The following is a 24,960-nucleotide window of genomic DNA, read 5'->3' on the forward strand; positions in this document are numbered from 1 at the left end:
GTCATACTGGGTTCTGTCGTTTTGAAATAAGACAATCACCGAGTTTCCTTTATTTTATCGGCAAATACAAGTAGATGACAAGGGAAAATGTTATGAGAGTCGGACATTTCTTATTCTTTTTATAGACAAATTTCGCAGGATTTAAACATGCTTCAAAATAGTTTCGGGCATACTATTGAGCGGAGGTGTCGATGTGAGTCAAGAACAATTAGGAACAAGGAATTTTGTGCAGATTGGTTTGTTTGGTGGAATCTTTTGGGGCGGGATCTGGTATTTCCTTCATATATTTTCATTCACGGAGGCGGGACCGAATTATTTCCTTTTACCATTTGCGTTTGGAAGTTGGAAAGAGGGTGTATGGGGCAATGTGTTCGGAATAGTGTGTATGGGACTTCTTTCAATTTTGATCGCCTTTTTGTATAAAGCATTTTTTGCGAAGTTTGAAGGGATTATAGCGGGAATTATTTATGGGCTATTTTGGTGGGCACTACTGTTTTTGGGGATGGGTTTAATGGCTCCTGTTATTAAAAGTGCGCTCCATTTACCAAAAGAGACAATTGTGACGACAATATGTATTTTTATATTGTATGGCGTGTTTATAGCATATTCTGTTTCTTACGCAGTAAATAGCAATAAAGCAGAACAAGAAGGACAAGAGAAGACGAACTATTCAAATAAGTAACTCCTATGTTAAAATATTGTATAGATATTTAATATTAAGGAGTTTTAAGAATATGAAAAAGTTACTCCTCGTAAACGGTCCTAACCTAAATCGCCTCGGTGTTCGTGAGGTAAATGTATATGGAAAGGGCACGCTAGCGACACTTGAAGCAGATATGAAGCAAGAAGCAGAAACAATGGGAGTGGAGTTAGAATGTTTCCAATCGAATCATGAAGGTGCCATTATCGACATTATTCATGAAGCGGAAGATATATATGAAGGGATCATTTTAAATCCGGGAGCATTTACGCATTATAGCTATGCGATTCGTGATGCCATTGCGAGCATTTCGATTCCTGTTATTGAAGTACATATTTCTAACATTCATCAGCGTGAATCGTTCCGTCATGAATCTGTGACGGCAGCTGTTTGTGCAGGTCAAATTGTAGGATTTGGTTTTTATGGCTATAAGTTAGCGTTATTTGCATTAATGGAGAAATTGAGGGAGGCATAAAGTAATGGAGAAAATTGAAAGATTACGAAGTGCATTTGATGAGGCTGGCATTGACGGTATTTTGTTAACAAATGAACATAGTCGTAGATATATGGCTAACTTCACAGGAACAGCAGGCGTTGTTCTTATTTCAAAAGATCGTGCTCAATTTATTACAGATTTCCGTTACGTCGAGCAGGCAAGTAAACAAGCGGTTGGATATGAGGTTGTACAGCACGCAGGATTGATCATTGATGAAGTGGCAAAGCAAGTGAAAGAGCTTGGAATTCAAAAACTTGGTTTTGAGCAAGATACTCTTACATATAGTTCTTATTCAGTGCATAAGGAAGCGATTGATGCTGAATTTATCCCGACTTCTGGACTTGTAGAAAAGTTACGCTTGATAAAGACTGATTCAGAGATTAAGATATTAAAGGAAGCTGCACAGATTGCAGATGCTGCCTTTGAGCATATTCTATCATTCATTCGCCCGGGAGTATCTGAAATTGAAGTGTCAAATGAACTTGAATTTTTCATGAGAAAACAAGGAGCAACATCTTCTTCGTTTGATATTATCGTTGCTTCAGGTCTTCGTTCGGCATTACCGCACGGCGTGGCATCTGAAAAAGTGATAGAAACAGGAGATTTCGTTACATTAGACTTCGGCGCTTATTACAAAGGATATTGTTCTGATATTACTCGTACGATTGCAGTCGGTGAACCATCTGATAAATTAAAAGAAATTTATAATATCGTTTTAGAAGCACAACTACGTGGTGTGAACGGTATTAAAGCTGGTTTAACAGGTCGCGAGGCTGATGCGCTAACGCGTGACTACATAACGGAAAAAGGATATGGTAAATACTTTGGACACTCTACTGGTCATGGAATAGGTCTTGAAATCCATGAAGCACCAGGTTTAGCGTTCCGTTCTGATACAGTACTTGAACCAGGTATGGCTGTAACAGTAGAGCCAGGTATTTATATTCCAGGTATTGGCGGCGTACGTATTGAAGATGATATCATTGTGACAAGTGAAGGTAATGAAGTAATTACGAAATCACCAAAAGAACTTATTATTTTGTAATACACAGGAGGATTTTTTTACATGATTTCAGTAAACGATTTTCGTACAGGTTTAACAATTTCAGTGGACAATGCCCTTTGGCAAGTACTTGATTTCCAACACGTAAAGCCAGGTAAAGGTGCTGCATTCGTTCGTTCTAAACTACGTAATCTTCGCACAGGTTCTGTTCAAGAGAAAACATTCCGTGCAGGTGAGAAAGTAGAAAAAGCACACATCGAAAACCGTCGTATGCAATACTTATACGCAAGCGGTGAGGCTCACGTATTTATGGATAACGGAACTTATGAGCAAATCGAACTTGGTGAAAAACAAATCGAGCGCGAGCTTAAATTCCTAAAAGAAAACATGGAAGTAGCAATTATGACTTACCAAGGCGAAGTACTTGGTGTTGAACTTCCAAACACAGTTGAATTACAAGTTACAGAAACAGAGCCTGGTATTAAAGGTGATACTGCTTCTAACGTAACAAAACCAGCTACATTAGAAACTGGTCTTGTTGTACAAGTACCAATCTTCATTAACGAAGGCGAAATGCTTATCATCAACACTGGTGAAGGTAAATACGTTTCTCGTGCATAGTAAAAAAGCACTCGTGATAATTCACGAGTGCTTTTTTTATAGGAAATAGGGTAGATAGTAAATAGCTGTTATTATAAAACTGACTAAAACAAGTGAAAGAGTACCCATAATAGATGGAGTCAAAACAATTTGAAATGGTTTTATTTCGCCAGTCTCAACGCCAGTTAATGTTTTACTAATTGCGTGATCTGTAATGTTATTTCTATGGTTACTCATAATAATTAACCACATAATTGCAAATATTGCTAAACTACCAAGGAAAAAGGTCTCTATAAATGACCAACCGACTAATAATGAAAAAAGATAAATAAGAGCTAATTCTACTACAACGGTTAAACTAATTTTCAATGCCTTCATATTTTTCCTCCTCATTCTGTAATTTCAACCAGTTTAAAAAATTTTCACGTGACACGACATGCAGAGAGCAAGGTGACCTTACTTCTTTCTCTAGTGCAGCGTGTTCGTCTGGAAACTTGTTTTCCACATGCAATGAAATATAGGGTAGTTTTTCTTGTGCTTTTAGTGAGCGGATATTATTCGTTTTAGCACCAGCAAATACGTAGGAAAGTTGTAAGTCTAAAAAGGCGATTTTAAAGATTTCTTTTTTAGCAGCCTCGTTATAGCCTTTTCCCCAGTATGGATAGCCAATCCAACTACCAATGTGAGATTGCTTTTTTTCATTATTAATATGTTTAAGTGTGGTGAGGCCAATTATTTCATTTTCTTCATTCACAATCATTCTCGATAAGGATTTCTTTTGACGCTCTTTTTCTATTGCGAAAAGAAGAAATGTTTTCGTGTCTTCGATGTTTTCTACCGTTATCCCCAATGCATTTTTTATATGTGAATCACTTGATAGCTCGAAAATCACATTTGTATAGCATAAATCTAGTGGTAATAAAGTGACGTGCTGCATGGTTTAAACCCCTTTTAAACTAAATATACCATAATATACCATAAAATAATATGAATATTCAGATTGTAATTCAGACTTTAGAGAAAAATTATGTTTTTACTTCTGAAATAGACAACCTCTGCATATGGTTGTACAAATATATTCTTTTTTAGAATACGAAGTTAGTAACTGTTACGGGAGAAGGTGGAAGAATGAAACAGTGGCTAGCGGCAATGGAAACATCCGTGCTTGTTATGGGGGCACTTCGATTATTTTCAGGTAGTGCGGAGATATTTGCTGCTTTGCTTATGCTTTATGTGAATGATGCGAAGAAAGCGTTGTTTATAAATGGTATGTTGGCGTTTGTTGGACCTACCGTATTAATTTTAACAATGACAATTGGGATAGCGAGTGTAGCAAGTGAAATTTCTTTCTTGAAGCTCTTTTTTCTAGCGCTTGGGATTTGCTGTATTTTTATCGCATTACTGAAATAGTAAGTCGAGTATAGTGGGGAGAAGCCGATGAAAGAGGTATTAGAAGTTTTACCAAAAACGATGAAGTACTTAATTGAAGAATGTAAGCAATACGATGCTTTAGAGGAAATTCGTGTTCGAATTGGAAGACCGCTAGAGTGTATTGCACACGGAAAGGTGTTTTTTTATGACTATATCACTACTGCAGAGGATGCTATTTACTTATTGAATAAATTAAGTCAATTCTCAATTTATACGATGGAAGAGGAATTAAAACGTGGGTATGTGACGCTTCGCGGAGGGCATAGAATCGGGTTAGCGGGAAAAGTCATTACAGAAAAAAGCGCAGTGAAAATGATTCGTGATGTCTCTTCCTTTAATATTCGTATTGCTCGTCAAAAAATAGGGATTGCTGAACCGCTTTTGCCATATTTGTATGAAAAAAGATGGTTAAACACGATGGTAATTGGCCCTCCCCAAACGGGAAAAACGACACTTTTAAGAGATGTAGCACGTTGCATGAGTCAAGGGGTAAGTGCTTCGGAAATTCCTTCCTGTAAAGTGGGGATCGTTGATGAACGGTCAGAAATTGCTGGCTGTGTGAAAGGAATCCCGCAATATGATTTTGGTACCCGAGTCGATGTGTTAGACGCATGTCCAAAGGCAGAAGGAATGATGATGATGATTCGTTCTATGAGTCCTGATATTTTGATCGTAGATGAAATTGGCCGTAAAGAAGATAGTGAAGCAATTATGGAGGCAGTGCATGCAGGTGTTCAGCTTTTTATAAGCGCACACGGATTTTCCTATGAGGATGTTGTGAGACGTCCATCGCTCAAGGCAGTGCTAGAGCTTGGTATATTTGATAGGTTTGTGGAGTTGTCAAAAGCGAGGGGTCCAGGAACGGTTATGCAGGTGAAAGATAAATATGGAAAACCAGTGTTATCAAATAGAAAGGCTGAGGGCGTATGGTGAAAATATTTGGTGCAGTGTTAATCGTTGCGGTCAGCACCTTTTTCGGGTTTTCGTACGCTAAAAGATACAGTGAGAGGCCGAGGCAACTTAGGTTATTAAAATCAGCACTTCAATCATTAGAGGCAGAAATTATGTATGGACACACACCTTTATCTGAGGCTGCCGAGCGATTAGTTAAACAAATGCCAAAGCCATTAAATTGGATATTTCAAAGTTTCGCTAAAAAACTAGAAAGTGGAGAACAAACGGTAAGGGAAGCTTGGATAGATAGTTTGAAAGAGAATTGGAAGTTGACGGCTTTTCAACAAACCGAGTATGAAATACTGCAGCAATTTGGTGAAACGCTCGGGCAACATGATCGTGAATCACAACAAAAACATATTCGCTTATGTATTACACATTTGGAGAGAGAAGAAGAGGAAGCGAAAGCTTTACAACTGCAATACGAAAAAATGATTAAGAGCTTAGGGGTACTAGCAGGGCTACTTATTGTAATTTTACTGCTATAGGGGGGAGAAAGGCGATGTCCATTGATGTTGGATTAATATTTCAAATCGCCGGAATCGGCATTGTTTTAGCTTTCATTCATACTGTACTAAAAGAATTGAAGCGTGAGGATATTGCAAATTGGGTTATCCTTGTCGGTTTTGTCGTCATTTTATTTCATGTTGCATTTTTAATTAATACGCTATTCGACAAGATTAAAAGTGTCTTTCTCTTCCAGTAAAGGAGGCGGTTCGAATCGAAATTATACAAATTGTCGGATTAGGCCTCGTTGCTACGTTTTTAGCTGCTGTTTTGAACCAGCATAAATCTAGTATTACATCTTTATTTATTGTGTTCGTAGGTAGCGTGATGTTTCTTATTTTAATCGATCAAATTCATTCTATTTTACAAATGATTGAGAGAGTAGCGAGTGAAGCGAAAGTTAGTAACGTCTACGTGGAAACGTTACTAAAGATTATTGGAATTGCTTATATTGCCGAGTTTGGAGCTCAAATTACAAAAGATGCTGGTCAAGGTGCCATCGCTTCGAAAATTGAACTTGCTGGGAAAATCTTAATTCTCGTTATGGCAATTCCTATTTTGACGGTTGTAATTGAAACTATTCTCGGATTTTTACCGACGGGATAAGGGGGAGTGAATGTTGAGGAGGTTTGGAGCTAAGCTGCTATTTGCTTGCTTCCTTTTCTTTTCTTTACCGGTTGTTGTACAAGCTTCTCCTGTAGAAACAAACGTCGTTGATCAACAATTGGATAAGCTCGGAATTGAAGATGTGAAGCAATTTTGGGACGGGCTTGTTACAAAATATGGAGGCTATTTGCCAGAGAGTCAAAAAGGGAGTTTTATGGAGTTTGTAAAGGGAGAAAAAGAATTCTCTCTAAAAGAGTGGATGATAGGGTTATTAAAATATTTATTTCATGAGCTTGCAGCTAATGGAAAACTGCTTGGCACACTCATTATGCTCACAATCTTTAGCGCATTGTTGCAATCACTGCAATCCGCTTTTTCAAAAAGTAGTGTAAGTAAAATTGCTGATGCTGTTGTATATATGGTACTTATTATTTTTGCTTTAAATAGTTTTTATGTCGTTATGACATATGCAAGAGAAACGATACAAACAATGGTAGATTTCATATTAGCGCTATTGCCAATTTTATTGGCGCTTATAGCGACTGGTGGCGGGGTTGTATCTGTATCTTTCTTTCATCCGATTATCATTTTCTTAATGAATACAAGCGGGCTTCTTATGAATTATATCGTTCTACCGCTTTTATTACTGGCAACGATATTAAGTATTGTAAGTACAATGAGTGATCAATATAAAGTGACGAAATTGTCCAAGCTTCTGCAAAACGTTAGCGTTGGGATTATCGGTATTTTCTTAACGATTTTTTTAGGAGTATTATCTGTACAAGGAACAGCAACAGCCGTTGCTGATGGAATAGCTGTGAAAACTGCTAAATTTGTAACAGGGAACTTCATTCCAGTAGTCGGAAGGATGTTTACAGAAGCGGCAGATACTGTTATTAGCGCATCAGGATTATTGAAAAACACAGTCGGAATTATTGGGCTCGTCATTTTATGTTTAATTGTTGCTTTTCCAGCGATTCAAATTTTCTGTATCGCATTTATTTATAAATTCGCAGCAGCAGTATTGCAACCGGTTGGCGGCGGAGCAATTATTCAATGTTTAGACATTATTGGAAGAAGCATCATTTACGTATTTGCTTGCTTAGCTATCGTATCATTTATGTTCTTTTTAAGTATTACAATTATTATTGCTGCGGGGAATATTACACTTATGATGCGGTAGGAGGTGAAGAGTATGCAATTTGTTACAGAGTGGATTAGAAATATTATCGTTTTTTTGCTCTTAGCGACAATGCTTCATCTTATTCTTCCAAATTCGAATTTGCAAAAATACGTTAAATTCGTTGTAAGTCTTTTGTTAGTCGTATTAATTTTAACACCTCTTTTTAAACTATTGCAGACAGATGTAAATGAAGTAATTGCAAATTTTAATGAAGAAAAGTACGTAGCAGAAGGATCTGTAAAAAATTCAATAGATTCGAAGAAAAAAGAAATACAAGCTCTAACACGTGCATATAGTTTAGAAGAGATGGCTACCAAAATGAAAAAAGAAGTAGGAAAAGAGTTTGAGAAACAGTATGGTATGTCAGTCTCTGAAATACAAATAGTCGCAGCGGAAAGCACAGCGGAAGTAAAGTCAGCGAAAGATATTCAATCTGTTGTTGTGACGTTAAAAGAAAAAGAACGTAGTAAAAATGATGCAATCGAAACAGTAAAACCAGTTGAAATTAACACGAAAGAACCACCGAAAAAAGTAGAGGAAACGAATGTAGAAATGAAAGACTTCTTTTCAAGCAGGTGGCAACTAGAGAATAAACAAATCCAAGTTCAAATGGAAGGGAGGACAGGTAGAGTAAATGGACAATAAAGATAAAAATTCGAAGTTCTCATTTTTTCGAAACTTATTGAATGGAGATGAAAAAGAAAGCAACGAGAAGGGAAGAAAGGTAACACCTAAGTTCTTACTTGTCCTACTCATACTTGGAATGTTGCTTATGTTTTCTAGTAGTTTTTTTTCAAGTAAAAAAGAAGAAGTACCTGTATTTAAAGAACAAAAAACTCAAAACCAGGAAAAAGATGTACCAACTTTTGGACAAAAAAATAATGATAATATGTCAAATGTAGAAAAATATGAAAAAGCGTATGAACAAGAATTAAAAACTGCTTTAGAAGAAATAGCAGGAGTAAAAGACGTAACGATTAAAGTGAATTTAGATTCATCTGAAGAAAAAATTTTAGAAAAAAATACAGTGAAACGCTCACAAACAACAGGTGAAACAGATAAAACAGGCGGTAAGAGAGAAGTAGAGGACGAGTCTCTTGATGAAAAGACTGTCATTATACGTGAAGGGGATAAAGAAACTCCTGTTGTTTTACGAACAGAGAAGCCGAAAGTACGTGGTGTTCTTGTCGTAGCAAAGGGAGTGGATAATATACAAGTTAAAGCAATGGTAAAAGAAGCTGTGATAAGGCTGCTAGATGTACCGGCCCATCGCGTTTCAGTTTCACCGAAAAATTGATAGGGAGGAAATAAAGTGTTAAAAAAACAAACAGTTTGGTTATTAACGATGTTAAGTTTAGTTGTTGTACTATCTGTGTATTACGTGACAACTCCTGACAAAATGAATACAGCATCGCCAGCAACAGGTGAAAAGATTGGACAAGAAAAACAAGGTACTGATAAAGCAGTAACAAACGAAGCGCCTAAAGAAACTCCGAAAAAAGAAAATACAAGCAAGGAAACAACAAATAAAGAAACAGACAAAAAAGAAAATGCAAAAAAAGAAACAAGTAAAAAAGAGGGCAATGTATCAGTTCAATCAAGTGATGAGAATTTCACAGCTTTACGTATGCAAATGGAAGATCAGCGTAGTGAACAAAAAGCAAAATTACAAGAAGTGATGAGTTCAACAAAAGCTTCAGCAACAGAAAAGAATAAAGCGAAAGAAAATTTTGATGCCATTACGACAATGGAAACGAAGCAAGAATTACTTGAGACAGTAATTAAATCTCAAGGAGGATATCCAGATGCTCTTGTAAGAGCTGATGGCACTGATATTAGAGTAACGGTTAAAGCGGCAAAACATTCACAGAAAGAAGCAAATAAAATTATTCAACTTGTAAGAAGTGAAGGCGGATCAAAAGATGTAGGTGTGAAATTTGATCCACCAGCGAAATAAGTGAAACTTTAATCCGTAGGGATTTCCCTGCGGATTATTATCTTTTACTAAGCAAAGGGTATGCAAATAGTAAAATAGAGTATGTAAGTAAATGTGTGAATAGAAAAAAGCTATCATTTTCGATAGCTTTTTTCTATTTCGTCTTTGTAATTATTTTTACTATGTTCAACTCGGAATGGAGAAACACGTTGTGAGTAAAAGATTAATGGTTCATGGTACTGATGATTACTTTTTCCAGATTTGACGTGGATGAAAAGAACGCATGCCCAAACGATTACGGCAGGTAAAAAGAGAATGAGCCATATCATATTTCCACACCTCAACACAATATATTTTCTACACTTTGAACATACTATTCTTATATGAAGGAATGATGAACGGCGTGTAAACAAAAAAATAATATTTGGTAAAAATATGTTGTTGACTATAGGTGTGGTGAAGAGTGAGGAGGGAATGGCATGTTTGCTTTGTAACGTTTTGCAAAAGTAGTGAATGTTTTTTAAGAAGTGGTCTTGCCAATTTCATGTGAAACTTGGTATTATTACTAGGTATTAAATTTTTTATTGGAATAATATTTTTACAGGAATTTCGATTTATTATAAAGAAATATAAATTGGAATGTTTAAAAAATTTATCGTAAGATGGAAATAGTAAATATTTCTATTAGTTAATGAAATATATTTTCTAATAGAGTACATCGTATTTTTACAGTCAATCTAGTTTTCGTGACGAGAATCTGTAAAAACGGGACAAACAAGAGTATGGGAGTGGATTTTACATGTTTAAAATTCAAGAAGTTCGTGAATTAATTAAATTAATTGATAGCTCTAATATTGATGAATTTGAATACAAAAAAGACGGTACAACAATCAAAATGAAAAAGCGTGGTAATGAAGTTGTTGCTGTGCAAGCACCTGCAGCAAAACAAGCTATGCAACCAGTAGCGCCTGTTGAAGTTGAAACGACAGTAGCAGCAGCACAAGCAGAGGTACCAAAACAAGAAGAGAAGAAGGCTGTTCAAAATGAAAACCTACATAAAATCACATCACCGATGGTAGGTACATTCTATTCTTCTTCTTCGCCTGATACCCCTCCATATGTAAGTGTTGGGGATAGAGTATCGAAAGATTCTATCGTATGTATTGTCGAGGCTATGAAGTTATTTAACGAAATTGATGCTGATGTAGAGGGCGAAATTGTTGAAATTCTTGTTAATAACGGACAGCTTGTTGAATATGGACAACCGCTATTTCTTGTAAAAGCGTAATAAGGGAGTCTTTGTGATGATAAAAAAAGTATTAATAGCCAATCGTGGGGAAATTGCTGTACGAATTATTCGTGCTTGTAAAGAAATGGATATTGAAACAGTTGCAATTTATTCAGAAGCAGATAAAGAGTCACTTCACGTACAGATTGCAGACGAGGCGTATTGTGTAGGACCAACGATTTCGAAAGAAAGCTATTTAAATTTGACAAACATTATTAGCGTTGCGAAGTTAACAGGCTGCGATGCTATTCATCCGGGATACGGATTTTTAGCAGAGAATGCAGATTTCGCAGAGTTATGCCGTGAATGTAACTTGATTTTTATCGGTCCAAGTCCAGAAGCTATTTCAAAGATGGGCACAAAAGACGTTGCTCGTGATACAATGAAAGAAGCAGGGGTTCCGATTGTACCAGGTTCACAAGGGATTATTAAAAATACCGAAGAAGCGATTGAGCTTGCTGATCAAATTGGATATCCAGTTATTATTAAAGCGACTGCAGGTGGCGGCGGAAAAGGTATTCGTGTTGCACGCCATGAAGAAGAGCTTATAAAAGGAATTCAAATTACACAGCAAGAAGCTAGTACCGCTTTTGGGAACCCTGGTGTATACTTAGAAAAGTACGTTGAAGATTTCCGCCATGTTGAGATTCAAATAATGGCAGATACACACGGAAATGCCATTCATTTAGGAGAGCGTGATTGTACAATTCAGCGCCGTTTGCAAAAACTATTAGAAGAAAGTCCATCACCTGCACTTGATGAAGAGATTCGCAAGCAGATGGGTGAAGCGGCAGTTAAAGCGGCGGTAGCGGTTGATTATACAGGTGCTGGTACGGTTGAGTTTATTTATGAATATAAAACGAAAACCTTTTACTTCATGGAGATGAATACGAGAATTCAGGTTGAGCATCCGGTTACTGAAATGGTAACAGGAATGGACTTAATTAAAGAACAAATTCTTGTTGCTTCAGGAGAAAAGTTATCGTTACAGCAAGAAGAAGTACAATTTAATGGTTGGGCAATTGAATGTCGAATTAATGCGGAAAACCCTGCCAAAAAATTTATGCCATCTCCAGGTAAAGTAGAAATGTACTTACCACCAGGAGGATTTGGTATTCGCGTCGATTCAGCTGTATATCCGGGATATTCAATCCCACCTTTCTATGATTCGATGGTTGCTAAATTAATTGTTCACGGAAAAACACGTGAAGAGGCAATTGCAAAAATGAAGCGCGCACTTAGTGAATTTGTCATTGAAGGCGTACATACAACAATCCCGTTCCATTTGCAATTGCTAGATCATCCTGATTTTGTAAAAGGTGAGTTTAATACGAAATTTTTGGAAGAGCATGAACTTGTGACGCAGTGATACATTAAAGGAGGTTTTTTTTCATGGCTGAACATATGTTAGATATGGGTCAAGATACAACTCTTGGTAAAGTAGAAATTGCACCAGAAGTAATTGAAGTAATTGCAGGTATTGCAGCTGCTGAAGTAGAAGGTGTAGCGGCAATGCGCGGTAATTTTGCTACAGATGTTGTTGAGAAGTTAGGTAAGAAAAATCATGGTAAAGGTGTAAAGGTTGAATTAGCAAACGAAGATATTATCGTTGACCTTTATGTTGTAATGTATTTTGGTGTAGCAATTCCAGTTGTTGCACAAAAGATTCAAGACAATATTCGCCAAGCACTCTTTACAATGACAGGACTTGAGCCAAAAGAAGTGAATGTTCACATCGTTGGCGTAACATTCGAAACACAAAAAACAGAAATCGAACCAGTGTAAGAATGAAAAGGTGCCTAGTAACATAGGCATCTTTTTTATCGTTTCATTTCTTCACAAATTACAACCCTCTAATTATTATACTATTTCAAAAAATAAGAAATAAACAAGAAAATGTGTCGTTTTTCCAAAAAACGTACATTGTGATAAGATATGGAACTTGAAGTTAATCTTTTTATTATTTTTCAGCCTTGTAACCCGTGTGTGAAACGATAAATTGTGTTATTATCATTGTATTATAAGGTTGGAAAATCAATGAAAACTGTAAGAGTAAGTGAATTGACGGCTTATAAATTATAATAATATAACAAAGTATAAGGAAAGACTTGAAGCATAAAGGAGAGTTACAATGAAACGTAGGACGGCTAGAGAAAGAGCAATGCAAGCATTATACCAAATGGATATTACAGGTGAATTAGAACCGAAAGTAGCAGTGGAAAACACGCTAGATGAAGGCGAAGAAGCAAATGAGTTTCTAGAGTCACTTGTAGTAGGTTTTGTAGAAAATAAAGAAGCAATCGATGAAGCGATTCGTCAAAATTTAAAAAAGTGGAGGCTTGAGCGTATTAGTATTGTTGATCGCAGTATTTTACGTGTAGCTGTGTATGAAATGAAATACATGGAAGAAATTCCACACAACGTAACAATTAACGAAGCAATTGAAATTGCTAAAACATTTGGGGATGAGGAATCTCGTCGTTTTATTAACGGCGTTTTATCTAATATAAAAGATACACTGTAAATTCTTTAAGGGGGAATCTTAAAATGGTAGCAGTAATCATCAAAGGAAATGAAGTTGCGGAGAAAAAACGAGCACAATTAACAGAAGAAGTTGTGAAGTTGAAAGAGCAAGGTATTGTACCAGGATTAGCAGTTATTTTAGTTGGAGAAGATCCAGCATCTCGTTCTTATGTGAAAGGAAAAGAAAAAGGCTGTGAACAAGTAGGGATTTACTCAGAGCTAATTGAACTTCCTGAAACAATTACTGAGGAACGTTTGCTTGCTGAAATCGATCGCTTAAATGGCGATGACCGTATTAATGGCATATTAGTGCAATTACCTTTACCAAAACATATTGAAGAAAAAGCTATCATTGAAAGAATTTCACCAGAAAAGGATGTAGACGGATTTCACCCAATCAGCGTGGGACGTATGATGACGGGACAAGATACATTCCTTCCATGTACACCGCATGGTATTGTAGAATTAGTAAAAGAAACAAATCTTGATATTTCTGGAAAACATGTAGTAGTAATTGGAAGAAGTAATATTGTCGGTAAACCAGTGGGGCAATTGTTTTTAAATGAAAATGCCACTGTCACATATTGTCATTCTAAGACGCAAAATATGAAAGAGTTATCGAAGTTAGCTGATATTTTAATCGTAGCTGTTGGACGACCTAAAATGATAACAGCGGATTATATTAAAGAAGGGGCGGTTGTAATTGACGTTGGTGTTAACCGTTTAGAAACAGGAAAACTTTGTGGTGATGTTGACTTTGACAACGTGTTAGATGTTGCGGGTTACATTACACCTGTGCCAAAGGGTGTTGGTCCAATGACAATCACAATGCTTCTTCATAATACTGTTGAATCTGCCAAACGTGCAGGTGTCGTTTGTAAATAATTTGAGTCGGCTATGAGGAGAGAGAAATGGAGAAGCAATATTTAACCGTTACAGCGTTAACACGCTATATAAAAACAAAAATAGAATATGATCCGCATTTGCAGTCTGTTTGGTTAAAAGGTGAAATTTCCAACTTTAAAAATCATAGCCGTGGCCACATGTATTTTACATTGAAAGATGAAAATGCAAGAATCGCAGCGGTTATGTTTGCGGGCCATAATCGTAATATTAAATTCAAACCTGAAAATGGGATGAAGGTACTCGTGAAAGGAAAAATCTCTGTTTACGAGGCGAGTGGTTCTTATCAAATTTATATTCAAGACATGCAGCCTGACGGAGTCGGAAATTTACATTTAGCGTACGAACAGTTAAAAGTTCGTTTAGAAGAGGAAGGACTTTTTTCTCAAGTTTATAAAAAAGCGATTCCTCCTTACGCTAAAACAATAGGTGTGATTACGTCGCCAACAGGAGCAGCGATTCGTGATATTATAACAACGATTAAACGTCGTTATCCAATTGGGAATGTTATTGTATTTCCGGTACTTGTACAAGGGGAGTCAGCGGCTCCCTCGATTGTACAAGCGATTCGTACAGCGAATGAAATGGGAGAGATAGATGTACTAATCGTTGGTCGTGGTGGAGGTTCTATTGAGGAATTATGGGCTTTCAATGAGGAAATGGTTGCAAGAGCAATCTTTAAGAGTGAAATCCCTATTATTTCGGCAGTAGGCCATGAAACGGATTTTACAATCGCAGATTTTGTTGCGGATTTACGCGCGCCAACACCGACCGCAGCAGCTGAGCTGGCAGCACCTAACATTATAGAGTTACAAGAAAAGGTATTACAAAGAACTCTGAGATTGCAAAGAGCAATGAGAGAGTTAGTACATAAAAAAGAAGAAAAACTACAAGTGTTGCAAAAATCGTATGCGTTCCGTTATCCAAGACAAGTATATGAGCAAAAGGAAGAGCAATTAGATAGAGCGCTAGAACAGCTTGTTTTAGCGAAAGAGCGCTATATTGATAAAAAGGTGAATCAGTTAAAGCAACTTTCATTTTATTTAGAGAAGCACCACCCATCTCAAAAAATTATGCAAACGAAGGTAGCTGTGGAAACGTTGCAAAAGCAATTACAACGTGAAATGCAAACGTTACTTCAAACGAAAGAATTTGCCTTTGTAAGAGCTGCTCAAAAACTTGAAGCGTTAAGTCCGCTTAAAGTAATGATGAGAGGGTACGGGCTTGTATATGATGAAGAGAAGCAAGTGTTAAAAAGTGTGAAAGATGTAAGCCTTGGAGATGCTGTTTCAGTTCAATTACAAGATGGAATACTAGATTGTAGCGTATCAGGCATAGAGGAGCGTGAATTGAATGATGGAAAATAAATTAAGCTTTGAAGAGGCAATTTCGCAACTTGAGCATCTTGTTTCTAAGCTAGAACAAGGTGACGTACCTTTAGAAGAAGCGATTTCTTATTTTAAAGAAGGTATGGAATTATCTAAGCTTTGTGATGAGAAGCTGAAGAATGTACAAGAACAAATGGCAGTTATTCTTGGGGAAGATGGAGAGCTTGAACCGTTTACTGCTTTAGGAGATGAAGCATAGTGACGATTGCTTTTGATACTTTTTTGAAAGAAAGTAAAACTTTCGTAGAAGAAAAACTTGTAAGCTATGCAAATGGATTACAATGTCCAAATGTACTTCGTGAAGCGATGGCATATTCTTTGGAAGCGGGTGGAAAACGTCTCCGCCCGTTACTTTTGTTTGCAACATTACAAGCGTTTGGGAAAGAAAGAAATCTTGGAGTAGGTGCAGCTTGTGCTCTTGAAATGATTCATACATATTCGTTAGTTCATGATGATTTACCTTGTATGGATGATGATGATTTAAGAAGAGGAAAGCCCACAAATCACAAAGTATTTGGTGAAGCGATGGCAGTTTTAGCAGGAGATGGCTTATTGACATACGCTTTTCAAGTTATTATGGCATATGAGCAAAAAGAAATTTCTGCTGAAAAAAAAGTAAGACTTGTACTTGAACTCGCAAAAGCAGCAGGACCAGAAGGAATGGTTGGCGGACAAGTGGCAGATATGGAAGCGGAAGGGAAACGCCTTACGATTGATGAATTGGAGTACATCCATAAACATAAGACCGGAAAACTACTTGAATTTGCTGTACTTGCGGGTGCGATACTTTCTGATGCGACAGAAGAGCAAGAAGAAAAGTTGCTTACGTTTGCCAAATATATCGGTCTAGCTTTCCAAATTCGAGATGATATTTTAGATGTCGAAGGAACTGAAGAAGAGATTGGAAAACCGATTGGTAGTGATCTTTCTAATGAAAAGAGCACATATACGACGTTGTTTACTGTAGATAGAGCAAAGGATATTTTAGAAGAAACAATTGCAGAAGCAAAAGGTGCGATTAGCTCCTTGCAATTACAAGATGAATATTTACTATCTATTTGCGATTTGATTGCAAAACGTAATAACTAATATAACAGCGTTTTCATTTGTTGAGTCATTCATCATTTTATGATATAAATGTAGGAAAAGGTTTTTCTTTTCTTGTTATTGGCAAAAATATATGTAGATTACATTGCCGTTATCACTTCGTGTTAGCGGCTATTTTTTTCATCGCCTAAAGAAATATGGTTTATAATAGGATTAAGGCGCAATAGACTGGTTAATAGCGGGACAAGACGAAAAATAGAAAAGAGAATTTCTTGTTTTGTGTAAATGTTTTTTATAATATTTGACATGTTGACAGATTATGAAATGAAAGTGAGTGATCCATGTGGATCTAACGCAAATTCAAAACCCTAGTTTTTTGAAAGATATGTCTATCAGTGAACTAGAGGGATTGAGTGAGGATATTCGTAAGTTTTTAATTGAAGAGCTCTCTCAAACAGGTGGACATATTGCACCTAATTTAGGTGTAGTAGAACTCACAATTGCTCTGCACAAATTATTTGATAGCCCGCAAGATAAATTTTTATGGGATGTAGGACATCAATCCTATGTACATAAAATTTTAACTGGACGCGCGAAAGAGTTTGGCACATTAAGGCAATATCAAGGTCTATGTGGTTTCCCGAAACGTTGTGAGAGTGAGCACGATGTATGGGAAACTGGTCATAGCTCGACTTCGTTATCGGCTGCAATGGGAATGGCTCTGGCACGTGATTTAAAGAAAACGAAAGAATATGTTATACCAATTATTGGAGATGGTGCTTTAACAGGCGGAATGGCTTTAGAGGCATTGAACCATATTGGACATGAAAAAACAGACATGATTGTTATTTTGAATGATAATGAAATGTCAATTGCACCAAACGTTGGTGCGCTTCATAATGTGCTCGGTCGTTTACGTACCGCAGGAAAATATCACTGGGTAAAAGATGAATTAGAGTATATATTAAAGAAAATTCCAGCAGTTGGCGGGAAAGTGGCTGCGACAGCAGAGAAAATAAAAGATAGTCTTAAATATTTACTAGTATCTGGTGTCTTTTTCGAAGAGTTAGGCTTTACATATTTAGGTCCAGTCGATGGGCATGATTATGAAAAGTTATTCGAAACGTTGCAATATGCAAAGAAAACAAAAGGCCCAGTACTCGTTCACGTTATTACGAAAAAAGGAAAAGGTTATAAACCGGCTGAGAGTGACGTTATTGGAACTTGGCATGGAACAGGACCTTATAAAATTGAATCAGGTGACTTCGTTAAGCCGAAAGAAGTTGCACCAGCATGGAGTGCTGTCGTTAGTGAAACAGTACTTAAGCTAGCGAGAGCAGATGAGCGTATCGTAGCAATTACACCTGCAATGCCTGTTGGATCAAAACTTGAGAAATTCCAAAAAGAATTCCCAGATCGTATGATTGATGTAGGTATTGCAGAACAGCATGCTACAACAATGGCAGCAGGTATGGCAACGCAAGGAATGAAGCCATTCTTAGCGATTTATTCAACATTTTTACAAAGAGCATATGACCAAGTTGTTCATGATATATGCCGCCAAAATTTAAATGTTTTCATCGGAATAGATCGTTCGGGATTAGTAGGAGCAGATGGTGAAACGCATCAAGGCGTATTTGATATCTCATTCTTACGTCACTTGCCGAATATGGTGCTTATGATGCCGAAAGATGAAAATGAAGGGCAACATTTAGTTTATACGGCGATGCAATATGAAGATGGACCAATCGCATTGCGTTATGCGCGCGGTAATGGACTTGGCGTTCATATGGATGAAGAATTAAAGGCGATTCCAATCGGTACGTGGGAGACGTTAAAAGAGGGTACACAAGCAGCTATTTTAACGTTTGGTACGACAATACCAATGGCAATGGAAGCAGCTGAGCGTCTTGAAAAAGCTGGGGTTTCAGTGAAAGTAGTGAATGCTCGCTTTATTAAACCAATGGATGAAGCATATTTACATGATCTTCTAGGAAAGAATATACCGATTTTAACGATTGAAGAAGCTTGTTTAATCGGTGGTTTTGGAACAGGAGTAGTTGAATTTGCATCTGAAAATGGTTACCATAGTGCATTAGTTGAACGAATGGGTATTCCAGACCGCTTCATAGAGCACGGAAGTGTAACAAAATTATTAGAAGAAATTGGTTTAACGACAGATGCTGTTGTAGACCGTATTCATACAATGATTCCATCAAAACAAAAAAGGGCGTAACAAATGAGCGTAAAAAAAGAAAGAGTAGATGTACTATTAGTAGAGCGAGGACTTATAGAAACGCGTGAGAAAGCAAAGCGCGCCATTATGGCCGGACTCGTATATGCGAATGAGATGAGACTTGATAAGCCAGGAGAGAAAATCTCGCAAGATACTGAGATTACGGTGAAGGGACAAGTTATGCCGTATGTAAGTCGTGGTGGTTATAAACTTGAAAAGGCATTAGAGACATTTCATCTTGATTTACAAGATAAAGTTATGATAGATATTGGTTCATCAACTGGTGGCTTTACAGATTGCGCGCTTCAAAATGGAGCGAAATTATCTTATGCATTAGATGTAGGATACAATCAACTAGCGTGGAAATTACGTCAAGATGAGCGTGTTGTTGTAATGGAACGAACAAACTTCCGTTACGTGACACCAGCAGACTTAGAACGTGGTTTACCTCAATTTGCAAGTATTGATGTTTCATTTATATCATTAAAGCTTATACTGCCAGTTTTAAAAACAATGCTTATGCCTAACGGAGATGTAGCAGCGTTAATTAAACCGCAGTTTGAAGCTGGAAGAGAGCAAGTTGGGAAAAAAGGTATCGTTCGCGATAGAAAAGTACATGAAGCTGTTGTAGAAATGATTGTCGAGTTTGCTTTAAAAGAAGGCTATGATGTGGAAGGTTTAACATTCTCACCAATTACGGGTGGGGATGGTAATATTGAATTTTTAATTCATCTGAAATGGCATGGTGAACGTGAGAATGGCGAAAATCATTCTCCGATTTCTATAGAGCAAGTTGTTACAGAAGCGCATGAAGTTCTAAAACAAAAAGGGAAAGGGGAATAACATATGTTGTTCCTCTTTTTGCTGTAATTGTATAATGATTGTAAAAACAATTGTGTACAAGAAACGAATTATAAGTTAACATAAATAAGTGAAGTATACCAATGTTTAAACTATGGTAAGAGATAGTGTGAGGTGCAAATGTATGAATAAAGGTCAGCGCCATATTAAAATCAGGGAAATTATTGCAAACAAAGAAATTGAAACACAAGATGAATTAGTTGATATTTTACGTAATGAGGGATTTAATGTAACGCAAGCAACAGTATCGCGCGATATTAAAGAACTGCACTTAGTGAAGGTGCCATTACATGATGGGCGCTATAAATATAGCTTGCCAGCAGATCAACGATTTAACCCGTTACAAAAATTAAAACGAAATCTAGTGGATTCATTTGTAAAATTAGACACGGCAGGACATATGCTTGTGCTAAAAACATTGCCTGGTAACGCTCATTCACTTGGAGCACTTATTGATCATTTAGAGTGGGATGAGATCATCGGAACCATCTGTGGTGATGATACTTGCTTAATTATTTGCCGTACACCTGACGATACAGGTGTTGTCTCTGATCGTTTCTTAAATATGTTGTAACAAAAAATCTTGTTTGCTTTCCATCGTAAAGTGGAAAGTGAACAAGATATTTTTATTGGTTAAAAATATGAATTTTCAATTGTAATATAATATTTTGTTTGCATAAAGTTAGAAAATAGATGGATTGACCCGTAAAACAAATGTTTGGTACAATGAAGCGGGTTAGAAGAGTATATACATACAAATATATAGCATGATTATTTGAATGAAGAACTGAGAAAATCCTTTAGTAAGGGATTATTTTATAACGAGGTGAATGGGGCATTGTTATCGGAATTATCGATTAGAAACTTTGCTATTATTGAAGCATTAAATATTTCTTTTCAAAAAGGTTTAACGGTTTTAAGCGGTGAAACAGGGGCCGGAAAATCGATTATTATTGATGCAATTAGTTTACTTGTAGGTGGCCGTGGGTCAGCAGAATTTGTTCGATATGGAACAGAAAAGGCTGAGATTGAAGGGCTATTTTATGTTGAAGATGAGAAGCATCCATGTATTGAAAAGGCAGAAGAGTTAGATATAGAAATAGAAGATGGCATGATTATTTTAAAGCGTGATATTGCTGCGAACGGGAAGAGTGTATGTCGTGTAAATGGGAAGCTTGTTACACTTAGCATATTAAAAGAAATTGGGAAAACACTTGTTGATATTCATGGACAGCACGAAACGCAAGATTTAATGAATGAAGAACGACATCTGTTTATGCTTGATCACTTTGATGGGGATCGAATCGTTAAACAATTAGACATATATCAAAACGTATACGCTGACTATGAAAAATTAAAAAAACAATTGAAATCGTTAAGTGAAAATGAGCAACAAATGGCACATCGCTTAGATTTAATTCAATTTCAGCATGAAGAAATTCGCAAGGCGGATTTAAAGATGGATGAAGAAAATGAATTAACTGAGGAACGATTGCAAATTTCTAATTTTGAAAAGATTTATAAAGCGTTAGGTGATGCATATCGTTCGTTAAGTGCCGACGGACAAGGGTTAGATAATGTAAGAAGTGCAATGGGGCAAATGGAAAGTATTACACATTTAGATGAAGTGTATCAGGAAAATCATGATTCAATTGCAAATAGCTATTACTTATTAGAAGAGGTTGCCTATCAACTGAGAGAAAAGCTCGATATGATGGAATATGATCCAAATCGTTTAGATGAAATCGAAACACGTTTGAATGAAATTCGTATGCTAAAGAGAAAATATGGAAATACTGTAGAAGAGATTTTAGCGTATGCTGATAAAATTGAACAGGAAATTTTTACGATTGAAAATAAAGACGTTCATATTGAAACGACGAAGAAACAGTTGAAGGAATTAGAAAGTGTTATTCTGAAAGAAGCAACGTTGTTAAGTAATATGCGTCATGAACTTGCAGAACACCTTACAAATGCAATTCATCAGGAATTAAAAGAATTATATATGGAAAAAACGAAATTTGAAGTGAGAATTATGAAGAGAGAAGGAAATGCAGAAGAGCCCCTTGTGGAAGGTGCGCCGGTAAGACTTACGGCGGATGGTTACGATCATGTGGAATTTTATATTTCAACGAACCCAGGAGAGCCGCTAAAACCACTTTCAAAGGTTGCTTCTGGCGGAGAGTTATCTCGTATCATTTTAGCTTTAAAAAGCATTTTTTCTAAGCATCAAGGAGTTGCATCTGTTATTTTTGATGAAGTGGATACGGGTGTAAGTGGCCGGGTCGCGCAGGCTATTGCGGAAAAAATTTATCGAGTATCAGTAAACTCGCAAGTACTTTGTATTACGCACTTACCTCAAGTAGCTTCAATGGCAGATTCACATTTATTTATTCGAAAACAAGTAGCGAATGATCGGACAATTACATCAGTTACTGTTTTAACTATGGAGGATAAAGTAACAGAAATAGCTCGAATGATTTCTGGTGTGGAAATCACAGATTTAACGACGGAGCATGCGAAAGAATTACTTACGCAAGCACATCATTTTAAACAGACAGCAGAGGCTATCCAGTAATGGATAGCTTTTTTTCTCAAATGACGATTTCTTAATTCTTCCGGTTATAAATAAAGCACTGCAAGGAGAGATTAAAAAGTGAAGCCAAGAGGCTGAATGTGGGGTAGGAGCGAGGAGAGTGAACAAGTTGAAATTAGAAAAATTTCGAAAAATAATAGGTCTTTGTCTCCTTGTTTCTTTAGTTTTTATTGGATGTTTTAAACCGCTTCGAACGTTTATTTCATCACCGAAACAACTTGTTGTTTTTGAAGGACAACAATCAGAAATATCATCATTACCAGTTTTCAAAGCTTCATCCACAAATCGTCATGTATTTACAGTGAGTTCGAATGAACAAAAACAAGGACTTATGGTAAATTCTCATCAAAATGGTGAAGCTGATATGGTATTTCAGCTTGCTGGTTTTCCAGTGAAAAAAGTAAATGTGAAAGTGTTAAAAGATTTTAAAGTGATTCCAGGTGGACAATCAATTGGTGTGAAATTAAATACAAAAGGTGTACTTGTTGTAGGCCATCATTTAATTCAAACTGAAAAAGGTAAAATATCTCCTGGTGAAATAGCAGGTGTACAAATTGGAGATATGATTACTGAAATTAATGGTAAAACAATTGAAAGAATGAGTGATGTAGCACCGTTTATTCATAATAGTGGAGAAACAGGTGAACCGCTTAATCTTGTATTGTTAAGAGATGGAAAATATATTCGTACGAAGCTAACTCCACAAAAAGACAACGGTGAATCGTCTTATCGAATTGGCTTGTATATCCGTGATTCGGCAGCTGGAATTGGAACGATGACATTTGTTCATCCAGATTCTATGAAATATGGGGCACTTGGTCATGTTATTTCTGATAATGATACGAAAAAGCCGATTCAAGTCGAAGATGGACAAATTATGCGCTCGACAGTTACATCAATTGAAAGAGGTAGTCATGGGAATCCAGGGGAGAAATTAGCAAGATTCTCACCAGACCGTGAAGTGATTGGCAATATTACAATTAATAGTCCATATGGTATTTTTGGAAAATTAAATACGAATATGAAAAACGGTATAATGGATAAAGCGATGCCTATCGCATTATCTCATCAAGTAAAAGAAGGACCGGCAAAAATATTAACAGTTATTGATCAAGATAAAGTAGAAGCGTTTGATATTGAAGTTGTTAGTACAGTGCAACAAAAATTTCCAGCCACAAAGGGTATGGTAATAAAAGTAACAGATAAACGTCTATTAGCGAAAACGGGCGGTATCGTACAGGGAATGAGTGGAAGTCCAATTGTACAAAATGGAAAAGTAATTGGTGCTGTTACACACGTATTTGTAAATGATCCAACATCAGGATATGGTGTTCATATTGAATGGATGTTACATCAAGCTGGAATTAATATTTATGATCAAGAGAAAAAAGCGAGCTAATATATATTATTAGCTCGCTTTTTCTGTTGAAAAATTCGTTGAAATTTTGTAAAAGCTCCGCAAGAGGTGTTTTTTGTTGTAAAATAAAAGGAAAGGGTTGAACGTTTCGTTGTATTTCTATGATGGAATGTGTTGCGAAAGGGAATAAATGAACGATAAACATATTTTTTTGTGATTTTATCGGAAAGTAAGAAACTTTAAAAGGGAATTTTCACACAATTGTCGAACAATTCATGTAGCCTAGAAGGATACACATGTCGGAGAATCGATTCGGTAAGGGAGGAAAAGCTGTGGAGAAAATTAAAGTATGTCTTGTGGATGATAATAAAGAATTAGTATCAATGTTAGAGAGCTATGTAGCCGCTCAAGATGATATGGAAGTAATCGGTACTGCTTATAATGGTCAAGAGTGTTTAAACTTATTAACAGATAAGCAACCTGATGTACTCGTTTTAGACATTATTATGCCACACTTAGATGGTTTAGCTGTATTGGAAAAAATGCGACATATTGAAAGGTTAAAACAGCCTAGCGTAATTATGTTGACAGCATTCGGGCAAGAAGATGTGACGAAAAAAGCAGTTGACTTAGGTGCCTCATATTTCATATTAAAACCATTTGATATGGAGAATTTAACGAGTCATATTCGTCAAGTGAGTGGTAAAGCAAACGCTATGATTAAGCGTCCACTACCATCATTCCGATCAGCAACAACAGTAGATGGAAAACCGAAAAACTTAGATGCGAGTATTACGAGTATCATTCATGAAATTGGTGTACCCGCTCATATTAAAGGATATATGTATTTACGAGAAGCAATCTCCATGGTATACAATGATATCGAATTATTAGGATCGATTACGAAAGTATTGTATCCAGATATCGCAAAGAAATATAATACCACAGCAAGCCGTGTGGAGCGCGCAATTCGTCACGCAATTGAAGTAGCTTGGAGCCGTGGGAATATTGATTCTATTTCGTCCTTATTCGGTTATACAGTATCCATGTCAAAAGCAAAACCTACGAACTCTGAGTTTATCGCAATGGTTGCGGATAAGCTGAGACTTGAACATAAAGCTAGTTGAGAGTAAAAGTAGTAAGGGATTTAAGCTTTAGTAAAGCTTAATAATTCTTAAAATTGATACTCGATATCAGATTTAAAGCCAATAAACTTTTTAATGAAAGACCAATGAATGTTATAATTCGTTGGTCTTTTTATTTTGTTGAGAAAAAGAGATTATTTGATAGTGTGGAAAATAAAACCTATTTTCAGTAATATTACATGTAAGTGAGTTTTTTATAA

The 24,960-nt window shown here is 36.5% G+C and carries 30 protein-coding genes; 27 read left to right on the forward strand and 3 right to left on the reverse strand.

The window, feature by feature from the left end; all coding sequences use genetic code 11:
• Positions 1-193: 193 nt before the first annotated feature.
• The 4 genes from MKY38_RS00980 to efp are packed head-to-tail and all read left to right on the forward strand — an operon-like array spanning position 194 to position 2,820.
• On the forward strand, positions 194-682 hold the full coding sequence (locus MKY38_RS00980) for a YqhR family membrane protein (RefSeq protein ID WP_000076881.1): 489 nt from the start codon (positions 194-196) through the stop codon (positions 680-682).
• 52 nt (positions 683-734) lie between these two features.
• Positions 735-1,175: a type II 3-dehydroquinate dehydratase gene (gene aroQ, locus MKY38_RS00985; RefSeq protein WP_000735140.1), complete on the forward strand. Its 441-nt coding sequence runs from the start codon at positions 735-737 to the stop codon at positions 1,173-1,175.
• A gap of 4 nt (positions 1,176-1,179) precedes the next feature.
• A complete protein-coding gene (gene pepQ / locus MKY38_RS00990; RefSeq protein WP_065222876.1) occupies positions 1,180-2,241 on the forward strand; it encodes a Xaa-Pro dipeptidase in 1,062 nt (353 codons plus the stop codon).
• A gap of 21 nt (positions 2,242-2,262) precedes the next feature.
• Positions 2,263-2,820, forward strand: coding sequence for an elongation factor P (efp, locus tag MKY38_RS00995; protein ID WP_000626516.1), 558 nt, complete (start codon positions 2,263-2,265; stop codon positions 2,818-2,820).
• A gap of 36 nt (positions 2,821-2,856) precedes the next feature.
• Here the strand turns inward: efp and MKY38_RS01000 are convergent, their stop codons facing one another.
• Positions 2,857-3,177: a hypothetical protein gene (locus MKY38_RS01000; protein ID WP_000645571.1), complete on the reverse strand. Its 321-nt coding sequence runs from the start codon at positions 3,175-3,177 to the stop codon at positions 2,857-2,859.
• Positions 3,158-3,736: a GNAT family N-acetyltransferase gene (locus MKY38_RS01005; protein WP_065222877.1), complete on the reverse strand. Its 579-nt coding sequence runs from the start codon at positions 3,734-3,736 to the stop codon at positions 3,158-3,160. Before MKY38_RS01005 ends, MKY38_RS01000 begins: the two co-directional genes overlap by 20 nt.
• Before the next feature lie 191 nt (positions 3,737-3,927).
• Between MKY38_RS01005 and MKY38_RS01010 the strand changes: the two genes are divergently transcribed.
• From MKY38_RS01010 to MKY38_RS01050, 9 genes are read left to right on the forward strand one after another with little or no spacing between them, the layout of a single operon-like run.
• Complete coding sequence (locus MKY38_RS01010) at positions 3,928-4,209, forward strand: YqhV family protein (RefSeq protein WP_000816050.1); 282 nt, start codon at positions 3,928-3,930, stop codon at positions 4,207-4,209.
• Positions 4,210-4,236: 27 nt separating this feature from the next.
• Entirely contained in the window at positions 4,237-5,163 is a 927-nt protein-coding gene (gene spoIIIAA / locus MKY38_RS01015; protein ID WP_000665905.1) for a stage III sporulation protein AA, read from the forward strand.
• Positions 5,157-5,672 carry a stage III sporulation protein SpoIIIAB gene (gene spoIIIAB / locus MKY38_RS01020; protein WP_000238702.1) on the forward strand — a complete coding sequence of 172 codons (516 nt, stop codon included), beginning with the start codon at positions 5,157-5,159 and terminating at the stop codon, positions 5,670-5,672. The genes spoIIIAA and spoIIIAB overlap by 7 nt, the downstream gene beginning before the upstream one ends.
• A 14-nt stretch (positions 5,673-5,686) precedes the next feature.
• On the forward strand, positions 5,687-5,890 hold the full coding sequence (gene spoIIIAC, locus MKY38_RS01025; RefSeq protein WP_000020914.1) for a stage III sporulation protein AC: 204 nt from the start codon (positions 5,687-5,689) through the stop codon (positions 5,888-5,890).
• Between the two features lie 23 nt (positions 5,891-5,913).
• Complete coding sequence (spoIIIAD, locus tag MKY38_RS01030; RefSeq protein WP_077393170.1) at positions 5,914-6,297, forward strand: stage III sporulation protein AD; 384 nt, start codon at positions 5,914-5,916, stop codon at positions 6,295-6,297.
• 10 nt (positions 6,298-6,307) lie between these two features.
• Positions 6,308-7,480, forward strand: coding sequence for a stage III sporulation protein AE (gene spoIIIAE, locus MKY38_RS01035; RefSeq protein ID WP_000946110.1), 1,173 nt, complete (start codon positions 6,308-6,310; stop codon positions 7,478-7,480).
• A 12-nt stretch (positions 7,481-7,492) separates the two neighbouring features.
• The gene (gene spoIIIAF / locus MKY38_RS01040) at positions 7,493-8,125 is read left to right on the forward strand and encodes a stage III sporulation protein AF (RefSeq protein WP_001161052.1); all 633 of its coding nucleotides are present in this window, start codon (positions 7,493-7,495) and stop codon (positions 8,123-8,125) included.
• Positions 8,115-8,777: a stage III sporulation protein AG gene (gene spoIIIAG / locus MKY38_RS01045; protein WP_000368881.1), complete on the forward strand. Its 663-nt coding sequence runs from the start codon at positions 8,115-8,117 to the stop codon at positions 8,775-8,777. The genes spoIIIAF and spoIIIAG overlap by 11 nt, the downstream gene beginning before the upstream one ends.
• Positions 8,778-8,792: 15 nt before the next feature.
• On the forward strand, positions 8,793-9,437 hold the full coding sequence (locus MKY38_RS01050; RefSeq protein ID WP_000914710.1) for a SpoIIIAH-like family protein: 645 nt from the start codon (positions 8,793-8,795) through the stop codon (positions 9,435-9,437).
• 113 nt (positions 9,438-9,550) lie between these two features.
• On the opposite strand, the gene MKY38_RS01055 is transcribed toward MKY38_RS01050, so the two are convergent.
• The gene (locus MKY38_RS01055) at positions 9,551-9,745 is read right to left on the reverse strand and encodes a DNA recombination protein RecO (protein ID WP_070180494.1); all 195 of its coding nucleotides are present in this window, start codon (positions 9,743-9,745) and stop codon (positions 9,551-9,553) included.
• Positions 9,746-10,215: 470 nt separating this feature from the next.
• On the opposite strand from MKY38_RS01055, the gene accB reads away from it, so the two are divergent.
• The 14 genes from accB (at position 10,216) to spo0A (ending at position 24,742) form a co-directional block, all read left to right on the forward strand.
• Positions 10,216-10,704: an acetyl-CoA carboxylase biotin carboxyl carrier protein gene (gene accB, locus MKY38_RS01060; RefSeq protein WP_000472865.1), complete on the forward strand. Its 489-nt coding sequence runs from the start codon at positions 10,216-10,218 to the stop codon at positions 10,702-10,704.
• A 16-nt stretch (positions 10,705-10,720) separates the two neighbouring features.
• The gene (gene accC / locus MKY38_RS01065) at positions 10,721-12,073 is read left to right on the forward strand and encodes an acetyl-CoA carboxylase biotin carboxylase subunit (RefSeq protein ID WP_114555873.1); all 1,353 of its coding nucleotides are present in this window, start codon (positions 10,721-10,723) and stop codon (positions 12,071-12,073) included.
• Positions 12,074-12,096: 23 nt separating this feature from the next.
• Complete coding sequence (locus MKY38_RS01070; protein WP_000807630.1) at positions 12,097-12,489, forward strand: Asp23/Gls24 family envelope stress response protein; 393 nt, start codon at positions 12,097-12,099, stop codon at positions 12,487-12,489.
• A 346-nt stretch (positions 12,490-12,835) separates the two neighbouring features.
• Positions 12,836-13,228: a N utilization substance protein NusB gene (nusB, locus tag MKY38_RS01075; protein WP_341047859.1), complete on the forward strand. Its 393-nt coding sequence runs from the start codon at positions 12,836-12,838 to the stop codon at positions 13,226-13,228.
• Between the two features lie 23 nt (positions 13,229-13,251).
• A complete protein-coding gene (gene folD, locus MKY38_RS01080; protein WP_000226732.1) occupies positions 13,252-14,112 on the forward strand; it encodes a bifunctional methylenetetrahydrofolate dehydrogenase/methenyltetrahydrofolate cyclohydrolase FolD in 861 nt (286 codons plus the stop codon).
• A gap of 26 nt (positions 14,113-14,138) precedes the next feature.
• A complete protein-coding gene (gene xseA / locus MKY38_RS01085) occupies positions 14,139-15,497 on the forward strand; it encodes an exodeoxyribonuclease VII large subunit (RefSeq protein WP_000415248.1) in 1,359 nt (452 codons plus the stop codon).
• Positions 15,487-15,717 carry an exodeoxyribonuclease VII small subunit gene (xseB, locus tag MKY38_RS01090; protein ID WP_000428423.1) on the forward strand — a complete coding sequence of 77 codons (231 nt, stop codon included), beginning with the start codon at positions 15,487-15,489 and terminating at the stop codon, positions 15,715-15,717. The genes xseA and xseB overlap by 11 nt, the downstream gene beginning before the upstream one ends.
• The gene (ispA, locus tag MKY38_RS01095) at positions 15,717-16,607 is read left to right on the forward strand and encodes a (2E,6E)-farnesyl diphosphate synthase (RefSeq protein ID WP_000150380.1); all 891 of its coding nucleotides are present in this window, start codon (positions 15,717-15,719) and stop codon (positions 16,605-16,607) included. Before xseB ends, ispA begins: the two co-directional genes overlap by 1 nt.
• Positions 16,608-16,908: 301 nt before the next feature.
• Positions 16,909-18,801 (forward strand): 1-deoxy-D-xylulose-5-phosphate synthase, encoded by a 1,893-nt coding sequence (dxs, locus tag MKY38_RS01100; RefSeq protein WP_000366452.1) that lies wholly within the window; start codon positions 16,909-16,911, stop codon positions 18,799-18,801.
• A gap of 3 nt (positions 18,802-18,804) precedes the next feature.
• The gene (locus tag MKY38_RS01105) at positions 18,805-19,644 is read left to right on the forward strand and encodes a TlyA family rRNA (cytidine-2'-O)-methyltransferase (RefSeq protein WP_000111875.1); all 840 of its coding nucleotides are present in this window, start codon (positions 18,805-18,807) and stop codon (positions 19,642-19,644) included.
• A gap of 142 nt (positions 19,645-19,786) precedes the next feature.
• Positions 19,787-20,236, forward strand: a complete 450-nt coding sequence (gene argR / locus MKY38_RS01110) for an arginine repressor ArgR (RefSeq protein ID WP_001032580.1) — start codon at positions 19,787-19,789, stop codon at positions 20,234-20,236.
• 264 nt (positions 20,237-20,500) lie between these two features.
• Positions 20,501-22,240, forward strand: a complete 1,740-nt coding sequence (gene recN / locus MKY38_RS01115; protein WP_000947767.1) for a DNA repair protein RecN — start codon at positions 20,501-20,503, stop codon at positions 22,238-22,240.
• Positions 22,241-22,358: 118 nt separating this feature from the next.
• Positions 22,359-23,657 (forward strand): SpoIVB peptidase, encoded by a 1,299-nt coding sequence (spoIVB, locus tag MKY38_RS01120; RefSeq protein WP_002024767.1) that lies wholly within the window; start codon positions 22,359-22,361, stop codon positions 23,655-23,657.
• 290 nt (positions 23,658-23,947) lie between these two features.
• The gene (gene spo0A, locus MKY38_RS01125; protein WP_011110369.1) at positions 23,948-24,742 is read left to right on the forward strand and encodes a sporulation transcription factor Spo0A; all 795 of its coding nucleotides are present in this window, start codon (positions 23,948-23,950) and stop codon (positions 24,740-24,742) included.
• Positions 24,743-24,960: the final 218 nt, after the last annotated feature.

The sequence above is a fragment of the Bacillus sp. FSL R5-0585 genome, from assembly GCF_038004545.1.
Taxonomy (GTDB): Bacteria; Bacillota; Bacilli; order Bacillales; family Bacillaceae_G; genus Bacillus_A; species Bacillus_A cereus.

What these genes read in the sequence shown, in the direction of transcription:
- folD (WP_000226732.1), top strand. Translation starts at nt 13,252, where the DNA reads ATGGTAGCAGTAATCATCAAAGGAAATGAAGTTGCGGAGAAAAAACGA.
- spoIIIAC (WP_000020914.1), top strand. Translation starts at nt 5,687, where the DNA reads ATGTCCATTGATGTTGGATTAATATTTCAAATCGCCGGAATCGGCATT.
- spoIIIAE (WP_000946110.1), top strand. Translation starts at nt 6,308, where the DNA reads ATGTTGAGGAGGTTTGGAGCTAAGCTGCTATTTGCTTGCTTCCTTTTC.
- spoIIIAG (WP_000368881.1), top strand. Translation starts at nt 8,115, where the DNA reads ATGGACAATAAAGATAAAAATTCGAAGTTCTCATTTTTTCGAAACTTA.
- efp (WP_000626516.1), top strand. Translation starts at nt 2,263, where the DNA reads ATGATTTCAGTAAACGATTTTCGTACAGGTTTAACAATTTCAGTGGAC.
- spoIIIAA (WP_000665905.1), top strand. Translation starts at nt 4,237, where the DNA reads ATGAAAGAGGTATTAGAAGTTTTACCAAAAACGATGAAGTACTTAATT.
- spoIIIAB (WP_000238702.1), top strand. Translation starts at nt 5,157, where the DNA reads ATGGTGAAAATATTTGGTGCAGTGTTAATCGTTGCGGTCAGCACCTTT.
- MKY38_RS01070 (WP_000807630.1), top strand. Translation starts at nt 12,097, where the DNA reads ATGGCTGAACATATGTTAGATATGGGTCAAGATACAACTCTTGGTAAA.
- accB (WP_000472865.1), top strand. Translation starts at nt 10,216, where the DNA reads ATGTTTAAAATTCAAGAAGTTCGTGAATTAATTAAATTAATTGATAGC.
- MKY38_RS01105 (WP_000111875.1), top strand. Translation starts at nt 18,805, where the DNA reads ATGAGCGTAAAAAAAGAAAGAGTAGATGTACTATTAGTAGAGCGAGGA.
- MKY38_RS01010 (WP_000816050.1), top strand. Translation starts at nt 3,928, where the DNA reads ATGAAACAGTGGCTAGCGGCAATGGAAACATCCGTGCTTGTTATGGGG.
- argR (WP_001032580.1), top strand. Translation starts at nt 19,787, where the DNA reads ATGAATAAAGGTCAGCGCCATATTAAAATCAGGGAAATTATTGCAAAC.
- MKY38_RS01000 (WP_000645571.1), bottom strand. Translation starts at nt 3,177, where the DNA reads ATGAAGGCATTGAAAATTAGTTTAACCGTTGTAGTAGAATTAGCTCTT.
- xseA (WP_000415248.1), top strand. Translation starts at nt 14,139, where the DNA reads ATGGAGAAGCAATATTTAACCGTTACAGCGTTAACACGCTATATAAAA.
- xseB (WP_000428423.1), top strand. Translation starts at nt 15,487, where the DNA reads ATGGAAAATAAATTAAGCTTTGAAGAGGCAATTTCGCAACTTGAGCAT.
- spoIIIAF (WP_001161052.1), top strand. Translation starts at nt 7,493, where the DNA reads ATGCAATTTGTTACAGAGTGGATTAGAAATATTATCGTTTTTTTGCTC.
- pepQ (WP_065222876.1), top strand. Translation starts at nt 1,180, where the DNA reads ATGGAGAAAATTGAAAGATTACGAAGTGCATTTGATGAGGCTGGCATT.
- nusB (WP_341047859.1), top strand. Translation starts at nt 12,836, where the DNA reads ATGAAACGTAGGACGGCTAGAGAAAGAGCAATGCAAGCATTATACCAA.
- MKY38_RS01005 (WP_065222877.1), bottom strand. Translation starts at nt 3,736, where the DNA reads ATGCAGCACGTCACTTTATTACCACTAGATTTATGCTATACAAATGTG.
- MKY38_RS01055 (WP_070180494.1), bottom strand. Translation starts at nt 9,745, where the DNA reads ATGATATGGCTCATTCTCTTTTTACCTGCCGTAATCGTTTGGGCATGC.
- aroQ (WP_000735140.1), top strand. Translation starts at nt 735, where the DNA reads ATGAAAAAGTTACTCCTCGTAAACGGTCCTAACCTAAATCGCCTCGGT.
- accC (WP_114555873.1), top strand. Translation starts at nt 10,721, where the DNA reads ATGATAAAAAAAGTATTAATAGCCAATCGTGGGGAAATTGCTGTACGA.